Annotated in this window: 16 protein-coding genes; 6 read left to right on the top strand and 10 right to left on the bottom strand. The window is 62.1% G+C overall.

Annotated features, from left to right (window positions below):
- The first annotated feature begins 49 nt into the window (after positions 1 to 49).
- Complete coding sequence (locus ABWL43_RS22630) at positions 50 to 946, top strand: LysR family transcriptional regulator (RefSeq protein WP_145159441.1); 897 nt, start codon at positions 50 to 52, stop codon at positions 944 to 946.
- On the opposite strand, the gene ABWL43_RS22625 is transcribed toward ABWL43_RS22630, so the two are convergent.
- Positions 943 to 1,860 (bottom strand): LysR family transcriptional regulator, encoded by a 918-nt coding sequence (locus ABWL43_RS22625; RefSeq protein ID WP_145159439.1) that lies wholly within the window; start codon positions 1,858 to 1,860, stop codon positions 943 to 945. The two genes, ABWL43_RS22630 and ABWL43_RS22625, sit on opposite strands and share 4 nt — an antisense overlap.
- A gap of 104 nt (positions 1,861 to 1,964) precedes the next feature.
- On the opposite strand from ABWL43_RS22625, the gene ABWL43_RS22620 reads away from it, so the two are divergent.
- The 3 genes from ABWL43_RS22620 (at position 1,965) to ABWL43_RS22610 (ending at position 4,968) form a co-directional block, all read left to right on the top strand.
- Entirely contained in the window at positions 1,965 to 2,768 is an 804-nt protein-coding gene (locus ABWL43_RS22620) for a 5-oxoprolinase subunit PxpA (RefSeq protein WP_404484480.1), read from the top strand.
- Positions 2,769 to 3,118: 350 nt separating this feature from the next.
- Positions 3,119 to 3,997 (top strand): allophanate hydrolase subunit 1, encoded by an 879-nt coding sequence (locus ABWL43_RS22615; protein ID WP_145159435.1) that lies wholly within the window; start codon positions 3,119 to 3,121, stop codon positions 3,995 to 3,997.
- Positions 3,994 to 4,968, top strand: a complete 975-nt coding sequence (locus ABWL43_RS22610) for a biotin-dependent carboxyltransferase family protein (protein WP_404484477.1) — start codon at positions 3,994 to 3,996, stop codon at positions 4,966 to 4,968. Before ABWL43_RS22615 ends, ABWL43_RS22610 begins: the two co-directional genes overlap by 4 nt.
- A gap of 122 nt (positions 4,969 to 5,090) precedes the next feature.
- On the opposite strand, the gene ABWL43_RS22605 is transcribed toward ABWL43_RS22610, so the two are convergent.
- The 5 genes from ABWL43_RS22605 to ABWL43_RS22585 all read right to left on the bottom strand — a co-directional run bounded on the left by ABWL43_RS22605 (position 5,091) and on the right by ABWL43_RS22585 (position 10,969).
- On the bottom strand, positions 5,091 to 6,707 hold the full coding sequence (locus ABWL43_RS22605; protein ID WP_242196245.1) for an inorganic phosphate transporter: 1,617 nt from the start codon (positions 6,705 to 6,707) through the stop codon (positions 5,091 to 5,093).
- Between the two features lie 248 nt (positions 6,708 to 6,955).
- Positions 6,956 to 7,978, bottom strand: a complete 1,023-nt coding sequence (locus tag ABWL43_RS22600) for a transporter (RefSeq protein WP_145159429.1) — start codon at positions 7,976 to 7,978, stop codon at positions 6,956 to 6,958.
- A gap of 100 nt (positions 7,979 to 8,078) precedes the next feature.
- Positions 8,079 to 9,251 carry an ATP-binding protein gene (locus ABWL43_RS22595; protein WP_404484474.1) on the bottom strand — a complete coding sequence of 391 codons (1,173 nt, stop codon included), beginning with the start codon at positions 9,249 to 9,251 and terminating at the stop codon, positions 8,079 to 8,081.
- A 185-nt stretch (positions 9,252 to 9,436) separates the two neighbouring features.
- Positions 9,437 to 9,742, bottom strand: a complete 306-nt coding sequence (locus tag ABWL43_RS22590) for a PepSY domain-containing protein (RefSeq protein ID WP_106576085.1) — start codon at positions 9,740 to 9,742, stop codon at positions 9,437 to 9,439.
- 99 nt (positions 9,743 to 9,841) lie between these two features.
- Complete coding sequence (locus ABWL43_RS22585; RefSeq protein WP_404484471.1) at positions 9,842 to 10,969, bottom strand: glycerophosphodiester phosphodiesterase family protein; 1,128 nt, start codon at positions 10,967 to 10,969, stop codon at positions 9,842 to 9,844.
- A gap of 232 nt (positions 10,970 to 11,201) precedes the next feature.
- Between ABWL43_RS22585 and ABWL43_RS22580 the strand changes: the two genes are divergently transcribed.
- On the top strand, positions 11,202 to 11,525 hold the full coding sequence (locus ABWL43_RS22580; protein WP_404484469.1) for a DUF2025 family protein: 324 nt from the start codon (positions 11,202 to 11,204) through the stop codon (positions 11,523 to 11,525).
- A 132-nt stretch (positions 11,526 to 11,657) separates the two neighbouring features.
- On the opposite strand, the gene ABWL43_RS22575 is transcribed toward ABWL43_RS22580, so the two are convergent.
- Entirely contained in the window at positions 11,658 to 11,978 is a 321-nt protein-coding gene (locus ABWL43_RS22575) for an antibiotic biosynthesis monooxygenase family protein (RefSeq protein WP_404484467.1), read from the bottom strand.
- Positions 11,975 to 12,682, bottom strand: a complete 708-nt coding sequence (locus ABWL43_RS22570; RefSeq protein ID WP_404484465.1) for a CTP synthase — start codon at positions 12,680 to 12,682, stop codon at positions 11,975 to 11,977. The genes ABWL43_RS22575 and ABWL43_RS22570 overlap by 4 nt, the downstream gene beginning before the upstream one ends.
- Before the next feature lie 80 nt (positions 12,683 to 12,762).
- Here ABWL43_RS22570 and ABWL43_RS22565 point away from each other — a divergent pair, with 80 nt between their 5' ends.
- On the top strand, positions 12,763 to 13,641 hold the full coding sequence (locus ABWL43_RS22565; protein WP_404484462.1) for a LysR family transcriptional regulator: 879 nt from the start codon (positions 12,763 to 12,765) through the stop codon (positions 13,639 to 13,641).
- 239 nt (positions 13,642 to 13,880) lie between these two features.
- Here the strand turns inward: ABWL43_RS22565 and ABWL43_RS22560 are convergent, their stop codons facing one another.
- A complete protein-coding gene (locus tag ABWL43_RS22560) occupies positions 13,881 to 14,399 on the bottom strand; it encodes a DUF1003 domain-containing protein (protein WP_119741558.1) in 519 nt (172 codons plus the stop codon).
- 76 nt (positions 14,400 to 14,475) lie between these two features.
- The gene (locus ABWL43_RS22555; protein WP_404488476.1) at positions 14,476 to 15,795 is read right to left on the bottom strand and encodes a methyl-accepting chemotaxis protein; all 1,320 of its coding nucleotides are present in this window, start codon (positions 15,793 to 15,795) and stop codon (positions 14,476 to 14,478) included.
- Between the last annotated feature and the right edge of the window lie 84 nt (positions 15,796 to 15,879).

Raw genomic sequence — 15,879 nt, 5'->3', positions numbered from 1 at the left:
ATAAACAGGGCGTTATCGGAATCACTGGCCGGATAAGGCGAACAATCCCATGAACAAGCTTGAGCTGTTGCGCACCTTCGTGCGGGTCACCGAACTGTCGAGTTTCACCCAGGCCGGCGAGAGCCTGGGCCTGCCGCGCTCCACGGTGTCCGAGCACGTGCAGGCACTCGAAGAATTGCTCGGCGCGCGCCTGTTGCAGCGCACCACGCGCAAGGTCCAGGCCACTCAGGACGGGCGCGTGCTGTATGAGCGCAGCAAGGACTTGCTGTCGCACATGGAAGAACTTGAAGGCCTGTTTCGTCAGGATGAAGCGCAACTGAGCGGGCGCATTCGCGTGGACATGCCCAACGTCATGGCGCGGGACCTGATCCTGCCGCGCCTGCCCGAATTCATGCACGCCCACCCCTTGATCGAGCTGGAAATCAGCACCACCGACCGCCAGGTAGACTTGCTCGCCGAAGGTTTCGACTGCGTGTTGCGCGTTGGCGCGCAGCCCGATCAGTCGGTGGTCGCGCGCCTGCTGTACAGCATGCCGATGATCAACTGCGTCAGCGCCGAGTATGTTCAGCGCCATGGCAAGCCCGAGACCCTGGCCGACCTGGCGCATCACCAATTGGTGCATTACGTGCGGCCATTGGGTTCGCGTTCGCCGGGGTTCGAATACCAGCAGGGCAACAAAGTGCACCGCGTGCCGATGGCCGGGCGTGTCACGGTCAACAGCACCGATGCGTACAAGTCGGCGTGCCTGGGCGGTTTCGGCATCACTCAGGTGCCGGTCCTGGGGATTCGCGATTTACTCGAGCGCGGTGAACTGGTGGCCGTGTTGCCTGACTACCCCGCGCCAGCGTTGGACGTGTCGCTGCTCTATGCCGGGCAACGGCATTTGCCACAGCGCGTGCGGGTGTTCATGGATTGGCTGGCCGCCACCTTGCAAGCCCGGATTTAACGCCGCGCCGACAACTGCTGCGGTGCCAGGAAGGCGTCGTGGAAGTAATCCCGAAACGCCTGCATCGCCGGCGTGAACGCGCGCTCGCGGTGCCAGGCCAGGCCGACGCTCATGGGCGTGACCGGGTCGGTCACCGTCAGCGTTTCGATGCGCTTGCCTTCCAGGGACCAGGGCCGGTGCACCAGGTCCGACAGAATCGCCACGCCGCTGCCATTGGCAACCATGCTGCGCACCGCTTCCACTGAACTGGTGCGCAGCCGCACCTTGGGCGTTTGCCCGGCCTGTTCCCAGTAGCGCATGGCGCTGTGTTCGGCCTCGTCGACGGTGAGCAGGATGTAGGGTTGCTGCGCCACATCGGCCAGGCTCACGGCGCCGCGTTCGCACAACGGGTGGTGGCTGGGCAGCCACAGGCGGCGTTCGGAATTGAACAGGATCTCCGAGACGATATCCGGGTGAGTCAGGTTGGCGGTGAGCACCACGGCCATGTCGAATTGACCGTCGAGCAGGCCGTGTTCGATGGCTTGGCGCTCCTGCTCGAACACCTCGATGGTCACGTCCGGGTGCCAGTGTTCCATGCGCTGCAAGTGATGCGGCAGGAAGTAGCCGAGCACCGTGTAACTGGCCGCCACGCGCAGCACGCCGCTGGCGCGGTAGTCCGGCAGCGGGCTGTTCAGCGCGTCGTCCACGCTGCGCACAATCACATAGGCACGGTTGAGAAAGTGCCGCCCGGCATCGGTCAGGTTCATGCCTTGGGCCGAACGCACAAACAGCTGCACGCCGAGCATGGCTTCCAGTTCCTTGATCGCCGTGGTCACCGCTGACTGGGAGATGTTCAAGTGAATGGCCGCCTGGGAAATCTGGCCGATCTCGGCAGTGGCGACGAAGTAGCGAACTTGGCGCAAAGTCAGGGACATGGCTTTATCTGATTTTCAGAAGATGGGCTATCTGATAATAGATCTTCCCAAGGGGTCAAGCGCCAGCCTACTTTCCTGGTATCACCTTTGGCGGAGCGACACCGATGCAGGCAGTGGATTTCAATTCAGACATGGGCGAAGGCTTCGGCCCCTGGACCATCGGCGATGGTGTGGATGCTGAACTGATGGCTTACATCAGCTCAGCCAACATTGCCACCGGCTTCCACGCCGGCGACCCCGGTACCATGCGCCGCACCGTCGCGCGCGCCAAGCAACTGGGCGTGGCCATCGGCGCGCATCCAGGCTTTCGCGACCTGGTGGGTTTCGGCCGTCGGCACATCAACGCACCGGCGCAGGAACTGGTGGACGACATGCTCTACCAGCTCGGCGCCCTGCGCGAAATCGCCCGCGCCCAAGGCGTGCCCCTGCAACACATCAAGCCCCACGGCGCGCTCTACATGCACCTGGCCCGCGACGAAGAGGCCGCGCGCCTGCTGGTGCAAAACCTGCAACTCATCGAACCGACACTGTTGCTGTACTGCATGCCCAACTCGGTGATCTGGCGCGTTGCCAAGGAACTCGGGCAGCCTGTGGTGCGCGAGTTTTATGCCGACCGTGAATACGACCTGAGCGGCTCCATCGTGTTTACCCGCAATGTGCGCGCGCTTGACCCTGCAACGGTCGCGGCGCGGGTCTTGCGTGCTTGTCGGACGGGGTTGGTGCGAACGGTAGAGGGCGAAGACCTGCCTATCGAATTCGACTCCATCTGCCTGCACAGCGACACGCCCGGCGCGCTGGAGTTGGTCGAGGCCACTCGCGAAGCCTTGGACCAGGCGGGCATCGTAGTCACTGCGGCGAATGGACGTGTTGGGGTGAGAGGACTCTCTGAGGGCGAGCGGGCTTGCTGAGACAACCGGGCTTGCTGAAGCAACCGGAATTGCTGTGGCCTGTGGCGAGCGGGCTTGCCCCGCGTTGGGCGGCGAAGCCGCCCCAATAAACGCCGCGTAGTGTCAGGTAGCACTTGGTCGCCTGATTTAAGGGCTGCTGCGCAGCCCAACGCGGGGCAAGCCCGCTCGCCACAGTAGGCCCGCTGGCAACAGTAGGCCCACTGAACAGAGTAGGCCCGCTGGCAACAGTAAGCCCACTGACCACAGCAAGACCGCTTGCCACAACGACATGCGCTCACCACAACAAAAAGCGTGCGCCCCCCACATTATTTTTTGCCTGCCTTTCTACAATGATTCCAAGAGGAACAGACATGGCTGAAACGTCCCCCATCCGCTACAGCTTCGGCGGTGATGAACACCTGTTTGCCGAGGTCAGCGACAGCATGTCCCTGCAGGCCTTTTTCAAAGGCATGGCCGTGACCCGTGCCGTGGAGCGTCTGGCGCTGGAAGGCGTGCTGGATGTGTGCCTGGCCAATGCGTCGTTTCAAATTCGCTTCGACCCCGACCGCATCGCGCCACACGTGCTGCTCGATGCGGTGCAAAGCGCCGAAGCCCAGGCCGTGGCCGAGCGCACGTTGCACACGCGCATCATTGAAATCCCGGTGCTCTACAACGACCCGTGGACCCACGAAACGCTGATGCGTTTTCGCGACCGTCACCAAGACCCCACGGGCACGGACCTGGAATACGCCGCGCGCATCAACGGCCTGGCCGACGTGGACGCGTTTATCGCCGCCCACAGTGGCGCGCCGTGGTTTGTGTCGATGGTGGGCTTTGTCGCGGGCCTGCCGTTCATGTTCCAGATGGTTGAGCGCGAACGGCAATTGCAGGTGCCCAAGTACCTGCGCCCGCGCACTGACACGCCCAAATTGACCCTCGGGCATGGCGGCTGCTTTGGCTGTATCTACTCGGTACGCGGCGCCGGTGGTTACCAGATGTTTGGCGTAACCCCGGCGCCGATCTACGACCCGGCGCAGCAGTTGGCGTACCTCAAGGAACACATGGTGTTCTTCCGCCCCGGTGACATTGTGCAGTTCAAACCGCTGGACCGCGACGCATACGACCTGGCGGTCGCCGAGGTGGACGCGGGGCGTTTCGACCTGCGCATCCGCCCGGTGGAATTTTCCCTCGACGCCTTTCTTGCCGACCCCGTTGGCTATCCGAAAACCCTGCAGGAGGCGCTGGCATGATCAAAGTCATCAAACCCGGCCTCGCCACCTCTGTGCAGGACCTTGGTCGTGAAGGCTATTACCACTTGGGCATTCCGCCCTCGGGTGCGCTGGACCAATACGCGTTGAGCGCGGCCAACCACCTGGTGGGCAACCCGGTGGGTGCGGCGGGCCTGGAATGCACGTTGATTGGCCCGGAATTGCAGTTCCAAAAGGACGCATTGGTGGCGCTCAGCGGTGCGCTGATGGCGCCGCGCCTGGATGGTGACGTGGTGCACCAGGACACCGCGTTCCAGGTGCGCGCGGGGCAAGTGTTGCGCTTTGAGTTTCCCAAGGCGGGCGCGCGCACCTACCTGGCGGTGGCGGGCGGCATTGATGTGCCATTGGTGCTCGGCAGCCGCTCGACGTACACCCTCGGCGCGCTCGGTGGGTTTCAGGGACGGCGCTTGCAGGCGGGCGATGAACTGCCGATCGGCGATGCCAGTGGGCAGGGGCGTGCGGGCAACAGTTTGCCGATGGCACTGCGTCGCTCAGTCGGCGGCGATGTGACCTTGCGTGTGGTGCCGGGGCTGTATTACGACCGGCTGACTGACGGCGCGAAAAGCAGCTTTTTTGCCGAGCCGTGGACGGTGGGCTCCGAGGCGGATCGCATCGGCTATCGCTTCAAGGGCGGCAGCGCGTTGAGTTTTCAGCCGCGTGAGCAGCCATTTGGCGCGGGCTCGGACCCGTCGAATATCGTCGACAGTTGCTACCCCATTGGCTCGATCCAGGTGCCGGCGGGGTTGGAGCCGATTGTGCTGCACAGGGATGCGGTGTCGGGCGGTGGCTACGCGATGATTGGCACGGTGATCAGTGCGGATCTGGATTTGATCGGGCAGATGCAGCCGAACCAGCGGGCGGGGTTTGTGGCGGTGACGCTGGAGGAGGCCTTGGAGGCGCGGCGGGTGTACAAGAAGCGGTTGAAGGCCATGGCTGGCCTCTTTACTTCCTGACACACCCTAAAACCCTGTGGGAGCTGGCTTGCCTGCGATGGCGGCGGGTCAGCTTACCTTACTGTTGGCGGGTACACCGCCATCGCAGGCAAGCCAGCTCCCACCTTTCCAATTGCGTTGGGTCAGAACAGTTTGGTGAACAGCCAGTACAAACTGCCCGACAACAGAATCGCCGCCGGCAACGTTAGCACCCAGGCCATCAGCAAATTGCGGATGGTCTTCATCTGCAACCCTCCGCCGTTGGCCACCATGGTCCCGGCCACACCGGACGACAGCACATGGGTGGTCGACACCGGTAACCCGAACATATCCGCTGCGCCAATCGTCAGCATCGCCACGGTCTCGGCCGAGGCGCCTTGGGCATAGGTCAGGTGGGTTTTGCCGATCTTCTCGCCCACCGTCACCACGATGCGCTTCCAGCCAACCATGGTGCCCAGGCCGAGCGCGATGGCCACGGCGATCTTCACCCACAGCGGAATAAAGCGCGTGGAACTGTCGACCTGTTCTTTGAACAGCTTCAGCTTGCCTTGGGTGTCGGCGTCGAAGCTGCCGACCTTGTCCTTGTCCATCAGGCGAATGGTTTCGCTGGTCAAGTACATGTCGTTACGCACGTTGCCTACCGCTTCGGCGGGGACTTTGGCCAGAGAGCCGTAGCCTTTGACTTCGTCACCAATCTGGCCTGCCAGGGCGGCGAGGGCGGGTATCAGTTCCGCGGTGGCTTCCTTGGTGCGCACGTAGGTCGACAGGATCGGCCGTGGGTCGCCCGGCAGTGCTTGCGGTGCGCTTTTCATCAAGGCGACCTGGGTCACCTCGGCCACTGCCGCAAACTGCAAGGACTGCTCGGCCGGCATGGTGCGGTTCAGCGCGTAGGCCATTGGCAGGGTGCCGACCAGGATCAGCATGATCAGGCCCATACCTTTCTGGCCGTCATTTGAACCGTGGGCGAAGGACACGCCGGTGCAGGTGGCGATCAGCATGCCGCGAATCCACCACGGCGGCGGGGTGTCGCCCTTGGGCGCCTTGTACAGCGAGCGGTTTTTCACAAAGGCGCGCAGGGCCAGCAACAGCAAGGCGGCAAACGCGAAGCCGATCAGCGGTGACAGCAGCAGCGCATAACCAATCTTGATCGCCTGGCTCCAATCGACGCCGCTGGTGCCGTCACGCCCGTGCATCAAGGCGTTCGCCACGCCGACGCCGATGATCGAGCCGATCAGGGTGTGCGAAGACGAGGCCGGCAGGCCCAGCCACCAGGTGCCGAGGTTCCACAGGATCGCGGCGATCAGCAAGGCGAAAATCATCGCGAAACCGGCCGAGGAGCCCACCTGCAAAATCAGCTCGACCGGCAGCAGGGCAATGATGCCGAACGCCACGGCGCCGCTGGACAGCAGCACGCCGAGGAAGTTGAAAAAGCCCGACCACACCACCGCAAAGTGCGGCGGCAGCGAGTTGGTGTAGATCACAGTCGCCACTGCGTTGGCGGTGTCGTGGAAGCCGTTGACGAACTCAAAGCCCAGGGCGATCAACAGCGCCACGCCGAGCAGCAGGAACGGCGTCCAGGTGGTCACCACCGTGCCCAGTTCGTGCATGTCGTGCATCAGGCTGTAGGCGGTAAACAGCAGGCCCATGGCGAGCACGGCGAAGAAGATGATCACCGTTACCAGGCCGGGTTTCTTGTCCAGCCGGGGTTTGGGGTCTGCGTGTGAGGCGGTGGTGGAGGCAGTCAGGGAAGGGGTGGCCATGCCGGAGCATCCAGTGTGGGGAGGATGTCGTTGATGATCATTGCAGAATGTTACAGAGATGCTGCGGTAAGTCAGTGTTTAGGGAATTGGGCGTGCCACTGGTCTACAAACCGCCACAGAAGTAATGTCAGAGTGCAATCAATGGGGGAGCTGGCTTGCCTGCGATGCAGGCACCTCGGTCCTTCAGAGACACCCGGGTGATGCTATCGCAGGCAAGCCAGCTCCCACATTTTTGACTGTATTGCAGGTCAGTAATCTTTGCGTTTGCGGAATGCCCAGCGGCCGGCAATCAAGGTGAACGTGGCCACCAATGCCACCAGAATCCAGAAGCCTTCCGGGTCGGTAGAGAGCGGCACGCCTCCCACGTTCATGCCGAAAAAGCCGGCAATGATGTTGATCGGCAACGCCAGCACGGTCACCACCGTAAGGGTGAACAGCGTGCGGTTGCTTTGTTCATTGAGGTTGGCGGCGATCTCTTCCTGCAACAATTTGATCCGCTCGCCCAGGGCCATCAGGTCGTTGATGATCAGCGCAAACTCCTCGGTGGATTTGCGCAATTCCTTCACGTCCTCCTTTTGCAGCCACTGCGGCGGGCGATTGAGCAGGCGCAGCAACGAGCCCGGTTCCAGCGCCAGCAGGCGTTGCAGGCGCACCAGCACCCGGCGCGCGGCACCCAGTTCGGCGCGGTTGGTAGACAGGCGCGAGGACAGCAACTGGTCTTCGATCTGGTCGACGCTGAGGCTGGTCTTGCGCACGATCTGGGTCAGCACCTCGCCCTGGTCGCGCAACAAATGCACCAGCAGCTCCAGCGGCGAGCGAAAGCGTTCACCGGCTTTCACCGACGAGCGCAATTTGTCCACCGAATGCAACGGTTGCAGGCGCGCACTCACCAGCAAGTGGCTGCGGGCGCACACCCACAGCGTGGAAATATCCGAGGAGACCATGCTGCTGAAGTTGAACACCACGTCGTTGACCACCGCCAGCAAGGCCGAGTCAACGTGTTCGATGCGCGTAGAGCGCGAACCTTCGTGCAAGGCTTCGAAAAACTCTTCCGGCAGCGCCAGATGCGTCTGCATCCAGCGCTCGCACGCGGCGTGGGCCAGGTTCAGGTGCAGCCAGAGAAATTCCTCCGGGTTGTGCGGCGCCTGCAAGGCTGCGAGCGCCGTGGCCGAATCAATCTGTTCGCCTTTTTCGCCGGGTCGAAAACGAAACCCGTAAAGCAGGCCAAACAGATCGGGATCCTGATGGCCGTGGTCGATGCTGTGGTTCATGGAGGCTCGCAGAGAAAGCGCCTGTAGGACGTTTCACAGGTTCGCGTGGGCGAATCATTGCAAGGCTGGATGACGATTTTGTGACGGTTTGAAAACCAGTTCAGCGGGTTTTCAGTGTGAAGGTGAAGCGCGTGCCATTTTCTGCGCAGGACGACACCTCAAGCTGCCCGCCGTGGGCATCGGCAATTTGCTTGACGATATACAAACCCAGGCCCAGGCCGGCTTGCGGCGTGTCCCGGACCGGCCGCGAGTAGGGCTGAAAGAGCCGAGGCAAAGCCAGTTCGTCGATCTGGCCGGGGTTTTTCACGGTCAGCGTGAAGTGGCCCTGTTCAACCCGCGCCGTGACCTCCACCGGGCCGTCGTGGCTACCATGATGGATGGCGTTGGCCACCAGGTTGGAGAGCAATTGCGCCAGCCGATCGCGGTCGCCGTAGACGCCACGCAGGTCGCCGATATCGGCCTTGATCAAGCGTTGCGGGTTTACGCTTTGCACTTCGAAGACCACATGTCGAAAAGCGTCCTGCAGATCCAGGCAATCATTGAGGTGCAGCGGTATGCCGCTGCCCATGCGCCCGCGAGCGAAATCCAGTACATCTTCGACCAGTTGCGACGCGCGCCGGCCGCTGGCGAGGATGTGCCGTACGAGCGGGTCGGTCGCCGCGTTGGGGTGTTTGCGCAGCAGCCGCTCGGCACCGAAGTTGATGGCGAACAGCGGGTTGCGCAGGTCATGGCCGAGCACGGCGATGAATTGCTCGCGCAGCTCGGCGGTGCCGCGCTCTTCCTGCAATTGCGCCTGGGTATTCTGCAAGGCCTCCTCGGCTTCGATCTGCAAGGACAGCACCCGGGCGAACGACTCCATGGTCGATTGGATCGTGCTGCTGCGCAGCTGCGCGGGGTTGGGGTCCAACGCGCAAATGGTGCCGAAAAAGCGCCCGTCAGTGCGGAACACCGGCACCGAGATATAGCTTTCAAACTGGTACATGCGCGGGGTGTGGTGGTCGTGGTAGCGCGGGTCTTCGCTGGCCTTGTCGATCACAACGGAGGCGTGGGAACCCCGGATTTCGTGACAGATCGTCGTGGACAGGTCCAGCTCGCCACCCACACCGAGGCCGAACTCCAATTGATCGAGCACAGCGCAGGCGGTCCAGGTGTCCTCGGTCACGCGCGCCACGGCGGCAAAACGCAGGCCGGTCATGTCGCTGATGACTTTGAGCATCGCAGGTACGGCACTGATACGGCCAATAGTGGCGATGTCGGCGGCTTTCTGCCCCATGCAGCGGTCTCGATATGGAGGAGGGTGGGCGTTGTGCCCAGGTTAATGAGTGGGATTCTAGCGACCTTGCGCGCTGTAGGTGTGATTTCATTATCCAGGTGGGTACTTTTCCTGCCTCTGGCTTTGCAGCACGCATAAAAAAACCGCGCCACTTAAAAAGTGGCGCGGTTTTTTTGGCGGTTGACTCAAGTGTCTTGCTTGTTTTCCAGCACCGCGCCGGTCTTGGCGTCGAGCTTGACTTCAAAGCGCTTGCCGGCGGTGTCGGTCACGTCAACTTCGTACACCAGCACACCGTTTTTGTGGTCCAGCTCGGTGTCGGTGATGCTGGCGCCGGGGTGAGTGGCCACGGCGGCGGCGTTGAGTTTCTCGAACGGCATGACTGCGCCGGATTTGAGCAGGCCTTCAATGTGATCCGGGCGAACATCCGCCTGGGCCAGGCCGGCAGTCAGGGTCAGGGCGGTAGCGGCAAACAGGGCGGTCAGGGTTTTCATGGTGTGTCCTTCTGGGTGAGCTGTTTAAGTGGCGCCAGATTAACCAGCGCAACTTAATTCATCCTTAATGGCCAACCGACACCTATTGCGGCCTGACGCTTAGTACCCGTTGTCCTTGAGCAGGTCCTGCACACTCGACGACGGCCAGCGCTTGTAGAACTTCAGCAGTTCGGCGGCGCGGTTGGTGAAGATGCCATCGACGCCAGCGGCCATCACTTTCTCGAAGTCTACGGGCTCATCGACGGTATAGACGTGCACCAGCAAGCCTTTGTCGTGGGTCAGCTTGTTCATTTGCGGCTTCACCAGGTCGGTGTAGCTCTGGTCGCCATGGTTGGTCAGCTCGGCCGATGTGCCGGTGCCGATAGCGCCGAGGCTCTTGGCTTCGTCGACCCATTTTTCAAATTCGGCAGCGTCTTTGGGCTCTTGCTTGGCGTAGTAGGCCGCTTTGGTGGTCTCGCCGGATTCGGCAAATGTTTGCGCGGATTTTGGCTCGATGCTGCCAGGGCCGACCCACAACAGCAGGATTTTCGGGGTGTTGGGCATTTCTTTCTGCAGCTCTTTCAAGCTGTCTTTTTCAAACGTTTGCAGCACGACGCGGCCCTTGCCCTGGCCGACGCCCGTGTTGCTCTTGCCCAGCTTGGAGCCGGCGGAGCTCAACCAGCCCTTGTCCAGCAGCTTGTTTTTCAGGTCGGCTTCGATGCCCGGAAATTGCTTGGGCTCTTTGGTTTCGATGTACAGGCCGGGTTTGTGCTGCGGGTTGCCTTCGGCGATCTTGATGATTTCGTCCAGGCTCTGGATTTTCAGGCCGACGAACGCTGGGCGCGCGCGATCCGGGTAGGCGGCGTTGAACCAGCTGCCAGCGTCCAGGGTGCGCAGCTCGGCCCAGGTGAACTCGTTGGCCGGGGCGTCTTTGCGCTCGGGGAACTTGGTGGCCACGTCGGTGGTGCGCTGCAGGTTGTTGTCGTGCAGGGCGAACAGCACGCCATCTTTACTGCGCTGCAGGTCCATTTCCAGGTAGTCGGCGCCCAGGTCGCGCGCAAGCTTGTAGGACGCCGCGGTGGATTCGGGAGCGTCGTAGGAAGCGCCACGGTGCGCAATGACGGCCGGGTAAGGAATGCCTTCGTTTGTTGCCAATTCAGCCGGGCTGATCGGGTCGGCAGCCTGTGCCTGGCCAAGGCCGAGCATCAGAGCGAGCAGCAAGGCGCTCTTGGTAAACGTGACAGGCATATGCGAAGTCCTTTCGTGGAGGTAACTTTGAGAAGGCGTCCTTTTTAACAATTGATTGCGAAAGGCGCTATCACCAAACCGACATTAAGGTGCTCAGGCGCCATTTTTCTGGGTTTTTTTGTGCTGTATTGCAGTATTCTTGGCCGCAGCTGCCCCGTCAGAGGGCGGTAATTTCTGCCACGCGTGTAAACCATCTTTCCAGTCCCAGTGGGACTTTTCAGTGAGGTTTACCATGCGCATCACTTCAGAACTTATCTGCCAGGCCGCCGACCAACTCCACGGATTTGTCGGCCTGAACCGCAAAACCGGCCAGTACATCGTGCGTTTCAGCGAAGATGCCTTCGGCATGGACGTGGCCGATGACGGCATCATTCCCACTGCTGAGTTTGTCTGGCTGCCGGCCGCCGACCAAGCCATGACCCTGTCGCGCGAACGCCTGCAGTTGCTGCTGGACCAGAACATCGACGACCGCATCAACATCACCGAGCCGTTGCGCGTGTACATGCGCCGGGTAGAAATCCCGCAGATCAGTGCGTTGCGCAGTTTGGTCAGCTAAGCACCTGTTGTTTTGCCGGCAATGAAGATCAGAGGTGGGAGCTGACTTGCCTGCGATGCAGACGACGCGATCTCTGAGTAAAACCGAGCGGGTGCCATCGCAGGCAAGCCAACTCCCACAGGGGAACGCATTTCACTTCTGGAAGGTGTAGGCCCGCTCCACCTTGCACACGCGTGTTTGAAACGCCGAGTACCAAGTGGCGCGCCCCTGCTCGCGCACTTCACGATGCTCGGCCTGCTGCTTCCAGGCCAGGATCGCCGCCTCGCTTTCCCAGTAGGACACGGTGATGCCCAAGCCGTCTTCGCGCGCCGACTCCACCCCGAGAAACCCCGGTTGTTCACGCGCCAGTTCCAGCATGCGGGCGGCGGCCTGGCCGTAGCCTTGATCGCCCTCGGTGCGCAATGAGCTGAAAATCACTGCGTAGTAGGGCGTGGCGGGTGTGTTGGCGATCATCGTGACCACTCCAGACAGGCCTTGAGCAGAGCGATCGCCAAGGGTGGCGTGACGTCCTTGAGCGCGGCACGTTCCGGTTGGAACAGCGTGGCGACAAAAAATGGATGGTCGAGCAATTCGATGGCGCGCAGATCGCCGGCCGAGTCGTGGCCGCTGGGAATCAGGTCGCTTTCCAACAGTGCGTTGGCGAACTCGGGGTTGATGCCGTACCGGCAGCGATAACCCTCGTGGATATCCAGCGTGCCGTAGGCCTCGGCGATGCGGGTGTAGGGCGCCAGGCGCACGGTGTCCGTGGCCCCTACCAGCGCGCAACTGAGCGGTGTGATCACCGCACGCTTGGCGTGCGGGGCCAGCTCGCCATGTTCGGCATCCGCCCAACCCAGCACGTTGCGGGCATATTCGAGCACCGCATGTTGAAAACCGCCGCACGTGCCGAGGAAAGGGCGCTTGTGTTCGCGGGCAAACCGGATCGCCCGCAGTGCGCCGTCGGTGTCGCGGTAGGGGCTGGCGGGCACACACCAGAAGCCGTCGAACGCATGCAATTGAGTGGTGAGCGTGATCGAGTCCGTGTCGAGCCATTGCACGTGAACGTTCAGGTTCAAGGCGTCGGCCGCCTGTTGCAGCGCCACGGGGATGGCCTGGTGCGCGGTGACGTCGGGGTTGTAGTCGCCGATCAGGGCAAGGTGCAAGGTGCTGGCTTTCATCGTGTACGTCCCATGGCTTGTTGTGTGCTGGTGCCCACTATAGATTGGCGCTCACGCAATCAAAATTGGCGTTCGCCCACATGCTCAATGCAGCCACGCACTATCAAATCGACTATCCCGACCTCTCGCTGATCCTCGCCCTGGTACGCGGCGGCACCCTGGCGCGGGCGGCGGCGCTGTTACGGGTGGATGTGTCCACGGTGTTCCGTGCGGTGCGTCGGCTGGAGGCCGCCTTGGGCCAGACCCTGTTTGAAAAAAGCCGCGCCGGTTACCTGCCCACCAGCCTGGCCAGCAACCTGGCGCAGCAGGCCGAGCACGCAGAACAAGCATTGGAGGCGGCGCGCATTGGCGTGGAGCAGGGCGGCGAAGTGATCAGCGGCACCGTGCGCCTGACCTGTACCGACTCAGTGCTGCAAGGTTTGCTGCTGCCGGCGCTGGCGCGGTTCATGCCCGAATACCCGGCGTTGACCCTGGAGTTGAGCACATCGAATGATTTCGCCAACCTCAGCCGCCGCGATGCGGACATTGCCCTGCGCCTGACCAAGACGCCGCCGGAGCACCTTGTCGATCGATGCCTGGGCACAGTCGCCTATCAAGTGTGTGCCAGTGCCGGTTTTGCGCGCCAGCACGCAGGCCGCGAGTTGGCTGAGCTGCCGTGGATCGCCCCGGACGACTTCTTGCCTGATCACCCCACCGTCGCCTGGCGCCGCGAGCATTTGCCGGGCGTGCGTCCCAGCTATCGCTGCAACGGCATGTTGTCGGTCACCGAGTTGGTGCGCGCGGGCCTGGGCGTGGCGGCGCTGCCGGATTTTCTCTTGGGCGATGGTTTGCAACCACTGGGGCCGGCGTTGGCCGGGCGGAACACCGCATTGTGGCTGCTGACACGTCCGGATTGCCGGGCGTTGCGTTCGGTGGTGACGTTGTTTGATGAATTGGGGCGGCATGTGCGGTTGCCATGAATGGCGCCTTTTGTGACTGTCGGGGTAGGTGTGGCGAGCAGTGCTTGTTGTGGCGAGCGGGTTTCTGTGGCGAGCGGGCTTGCCCCGCGTTGGGCTGCGAAGCGGCCCCAGATAGGCCCACGCGATTCTTCAGGTAAACCGCAGTGTCAGGTTTTGGGGCTGCTGCGCAGCCCAACGCGGGGCAAGCCCGCTCGCCACAACAAGCCGCGCGCGCCATAAATAAGCCAACGGCTTCGCCCTCAGGGTTTACGCATGAACTGCTCATGCATCTCGCAGGTCAGGGTCTCGATACGCTCGGTCAGTTGCTTGGTCATTTCCGTCAGGCGGGTGTTCTGCTCCAGCAGTTCCAGCAACTGCTTGGTGGTTTGTTCGGCTTGGGCCTGGCGCTCGGTGTTGGCAATGGCCAGCGCTTCGCGGTGCTGGGCATCGGCGTCGGACTGGGCTTTGTCGCGGGCGGCCTGGCGTGTCTGGGCCAGCAGGATCAGCGGCGCGGCATAGGCCGATTGCAGGCTGAAGGCCAGGTTGAGCAGGATGAACGGGTACACGTCAAAGTGGGTGATGCCGGTCATGTTCAGCACTACCCACAAGATCACGATCGCGGTTTGCGCGCCGAGAAAGGTGGGCGTACCAAAGAAGCGCGCGAACGCTTCGGCCTTGAGCGCAAAGGTGTCGTTGCCAAAGGTCGGCGCCAGGTGGGCGTGGCCTCGGTGGAAACGCAGGTGATCGACGGGGGCAGCTTCTGGCTTGTCTGGGGTCATGGCGGGCTCGAATCCTTGGCGTAAAGACTAGTCAGCACTATAGACCCAGCCCCCGGCCAGACACATGAAGATCAGGTCAGTTGTTGCCCCGCTCATTGGCAAACGCGCTCACCGCCTGCACAGCCTCGCCCGTGCCTTCGCGAATCTGCAGGATCACCGTGCCGGCCTGGTTGGCCAACTCCACACCTTGAGCGGCGCGGTCGCGTGTCCCTTCCATGCTGTCGATGGCTTGGCGGGTTTCCTCCTGGATCATCGCGATCATGCTGGAAATTTCCGCCGTCGAGCCGCTGGTGCGTGCCGCCAGTTGCCGCACTTCATCGGCCACCACGGCAAAACCACGGCCTTGTTCGCCAGCGCGCGCCGCTTCGATGGCGGCGTTGAGGGCCAGCAGGTTGGTCTGGTCGGCGATGCCGCGGATGGTGTTGACGATGGCCGTGATCTGCTGCGAACGCTCGCCCAGCTTGGCGATCAGTTGCGAGGAGCCATCGATGTCGGCAGCAATTTCGCGCATGCCGCTGGCGGTTTGCTGGATCACATCAGCGCCCTTTTCGGCGATATCCCGAGTGCTCAGCGAGATGTGATAAGCCTGGGCAGCGCTGGCAGCGTCGGCGGCATGCTGTTGCACTCTGGCGGTGATGTCGGAGGCGAACTTCACCACTTTGCACAGGCGCCCGCTGGCGTCATACACCGGGTTGTAGTTGGCTTCCAGCCACACCGTCTGGCCGTTTTTGTCGATGCGTTCAAACTGGCCGTTGAACAGTTCGCCCTGGTTCAAGCGCTTCCAGAACTCACTGTACGTCGAGCTGTTGGCCAGGTCCGGCTTGCAGAACAGGCGGTGATGCTTGCCCTGAATCTGCGCCAGGCTGTAGCCCATGCGCTGCAGGAAATTTGCATTGGCGGTAATGATGGTGCCGTCGAGGTTGAATTCGATCACCGCCATGGCCCGGTCGATGGCCCCCAACTTGGCGTTGGCTTCGCTTTCGGCCTCCAGACGCGGGGTGACGTCCATGGCGTATTTCACCACTTTGATGACCTGGCCCGTGTGATCGCGCACCGGGTTGTAGCTGGCTTCCAGCCATACCGATTGGCCGTCGCCGCCGACGCGCTCAAAGGTGCCCGACTGAAATTGGCCATTACGCAGTTGCGTCCACAACTGGTTGTACTCGGCACTGCGCGTGAACGCGGGGGTGCAGAACATCCGGTGGGGCTGGCCCGCGATCTGTTCGGCGCGGTAGCTCATGGTCTTGAGGAAATTCTCATTGGCCCGCAGGACGGTGCCTTGCAGATCGAATTCGATCACCGCCATGGAGCGCTCGATGGCATCCAGCAAGCTGGCTTGTTGGGCGTTGGTGTGTTGCAGGGTGTTGATGGTTTTTTTGTGGGCGTTGAATAGCATGTTCGAGAGCTCGGGGAAGCACGCGTCAGAGGTATCCATGAATATGCGCCTGCCCCCGTACGGCACCAGGCCTTACGGTTGACT

Source organism: Pseudomonas sp. HT11, assembly GCF_044875395.1.
Classification (GTDB): domain Bacteria; phylum Pseudomonadota; class Gammaproteobacteria; order Pseudomonadales; family Pseudomonadaceae; genus Aquipseudomonas.
Note: the sequence above shows the minus strand (reverse complement) of the source record. Positions and strands in the feature narration are given on the sequence as shown.

Excerpts from the sequence above, each read along its gene's own strand:
- ABWL43_RS22630 (WP_145159441.1), top strand. The coding sequence starts at position 50 with ATGAACAAGCTTGAGCTGTTGCGCACCTTCGTGCGGGTCACCGAACTG.
- ABWL43_RS22625 (WP_145159439.1), bottom strand. The coding sequence starts at position 1,860 with ATGTCCCTGACTTTGCGCCAAGTTCGCTACTTCGTCGCCACTGCCGAG.
- ABWL43_RS22620 (WP_404484480.1), top strand. The coding sequence starts at position 1,965 with ATGCAGGCAGTGGATTTCAATTCAGACATGGGCGAAGGCTTCGGCCCC.
- ABWL43_RS22615 (WP_145159435.1), top strand. The coding sequence starts at position 3,119 with ATGGCTGAAACGTCCCCCATCCGCTACAGCTTCGGCGGTGATGAACAC.
- ABWL43_RS22610 (WP_404484477.1), top strand. The coding sequence starts at position 3,994 with ATGATCAAAGTCATCAAACCCGGCCTCGCCACCTCTGTGCAGGACCTT.
- ABWL43_RS22605 (WP_242196245.1), bottom strand. The coding sequence starts at position 6,707 with ATGGCCACCCCTTCCCTGACTGCCTCCACCACCGCCTCACACGCAGAC.
- ABWL43_RS22600 (WP_145159429.1), bottom strand. The coding sequence starts at position 7,978 with ATGAACCACAGCATCGACCACGGCCATCAGGATCCCGATCTGTTTGGC.
- ABWL43_RS22595 (WP_404484474.1), bottom strand. The coding sequence starts at position 9,251 with ATGGGGCAGAAAGCCGCCGACATCGCCACTATTGGCCGTATCAGTGCC.
- ABWL43_RS22590 (WP_106576085.1), bottom strand. The coding sequence starts at position 9,742 with ATGAAAACCCTGACCGCCCTGTTTGCCGCTACCGCCCTGACCCTGACT.
- ABWL43_RS22585 (WP_404484471.1), bottom strand. The coding sequence starts at position 10,969 with ATGCCTGTCACGTTTACCAAGAGCGCCTTGCTGCTCGCTCTGATGCTC.
- ABWL43_RS22580 (WP_404484469.1), top strand. The coding sequence starts at position 11,202 with ATGCGCATCACTTCAGAACTTATCTGCCAGGCCGCCGACCAACTCCAC.
- ABWL43_RS22575 (WP_404484467.1), bottom strand. The coding sequence starts at position 11,978 with ATGATCGCCAACACACCCGCCACGCCCTACTACGCAGTGATTTTCAGC.
- ABWL43_RS22570 (WP_404484465.1), bottom strand. The coding sequence starts at position 12,682 with ATGAAAGCCAGCACCTTGCACCTTGCCCTGATCGGCGACTACAACCCC.
- ABWL43_RS22565 (WP_404484462.1), top strand. The coding sequence starts at position 12,763 with ATGCTCAATGCAGCCACGCACTATCAAATCGACTATCCCGACCTCTCG.
- ABWL43_RS22560 (WP_119741558.1), bottom strand. The coding sequence starts at position 14,399 with ATGACCCCAGACAAGCCAGAAGCTGCCCCCGTCGATCACCTGCGTTTC.
- ABWL43_RS22555 (WP_404488476.1), bottom strand. The coding sequence starts at position 15,795 with ATGCTATTCAACGCCCACAAAAAAACCATCAACACCCTGCAACACACC.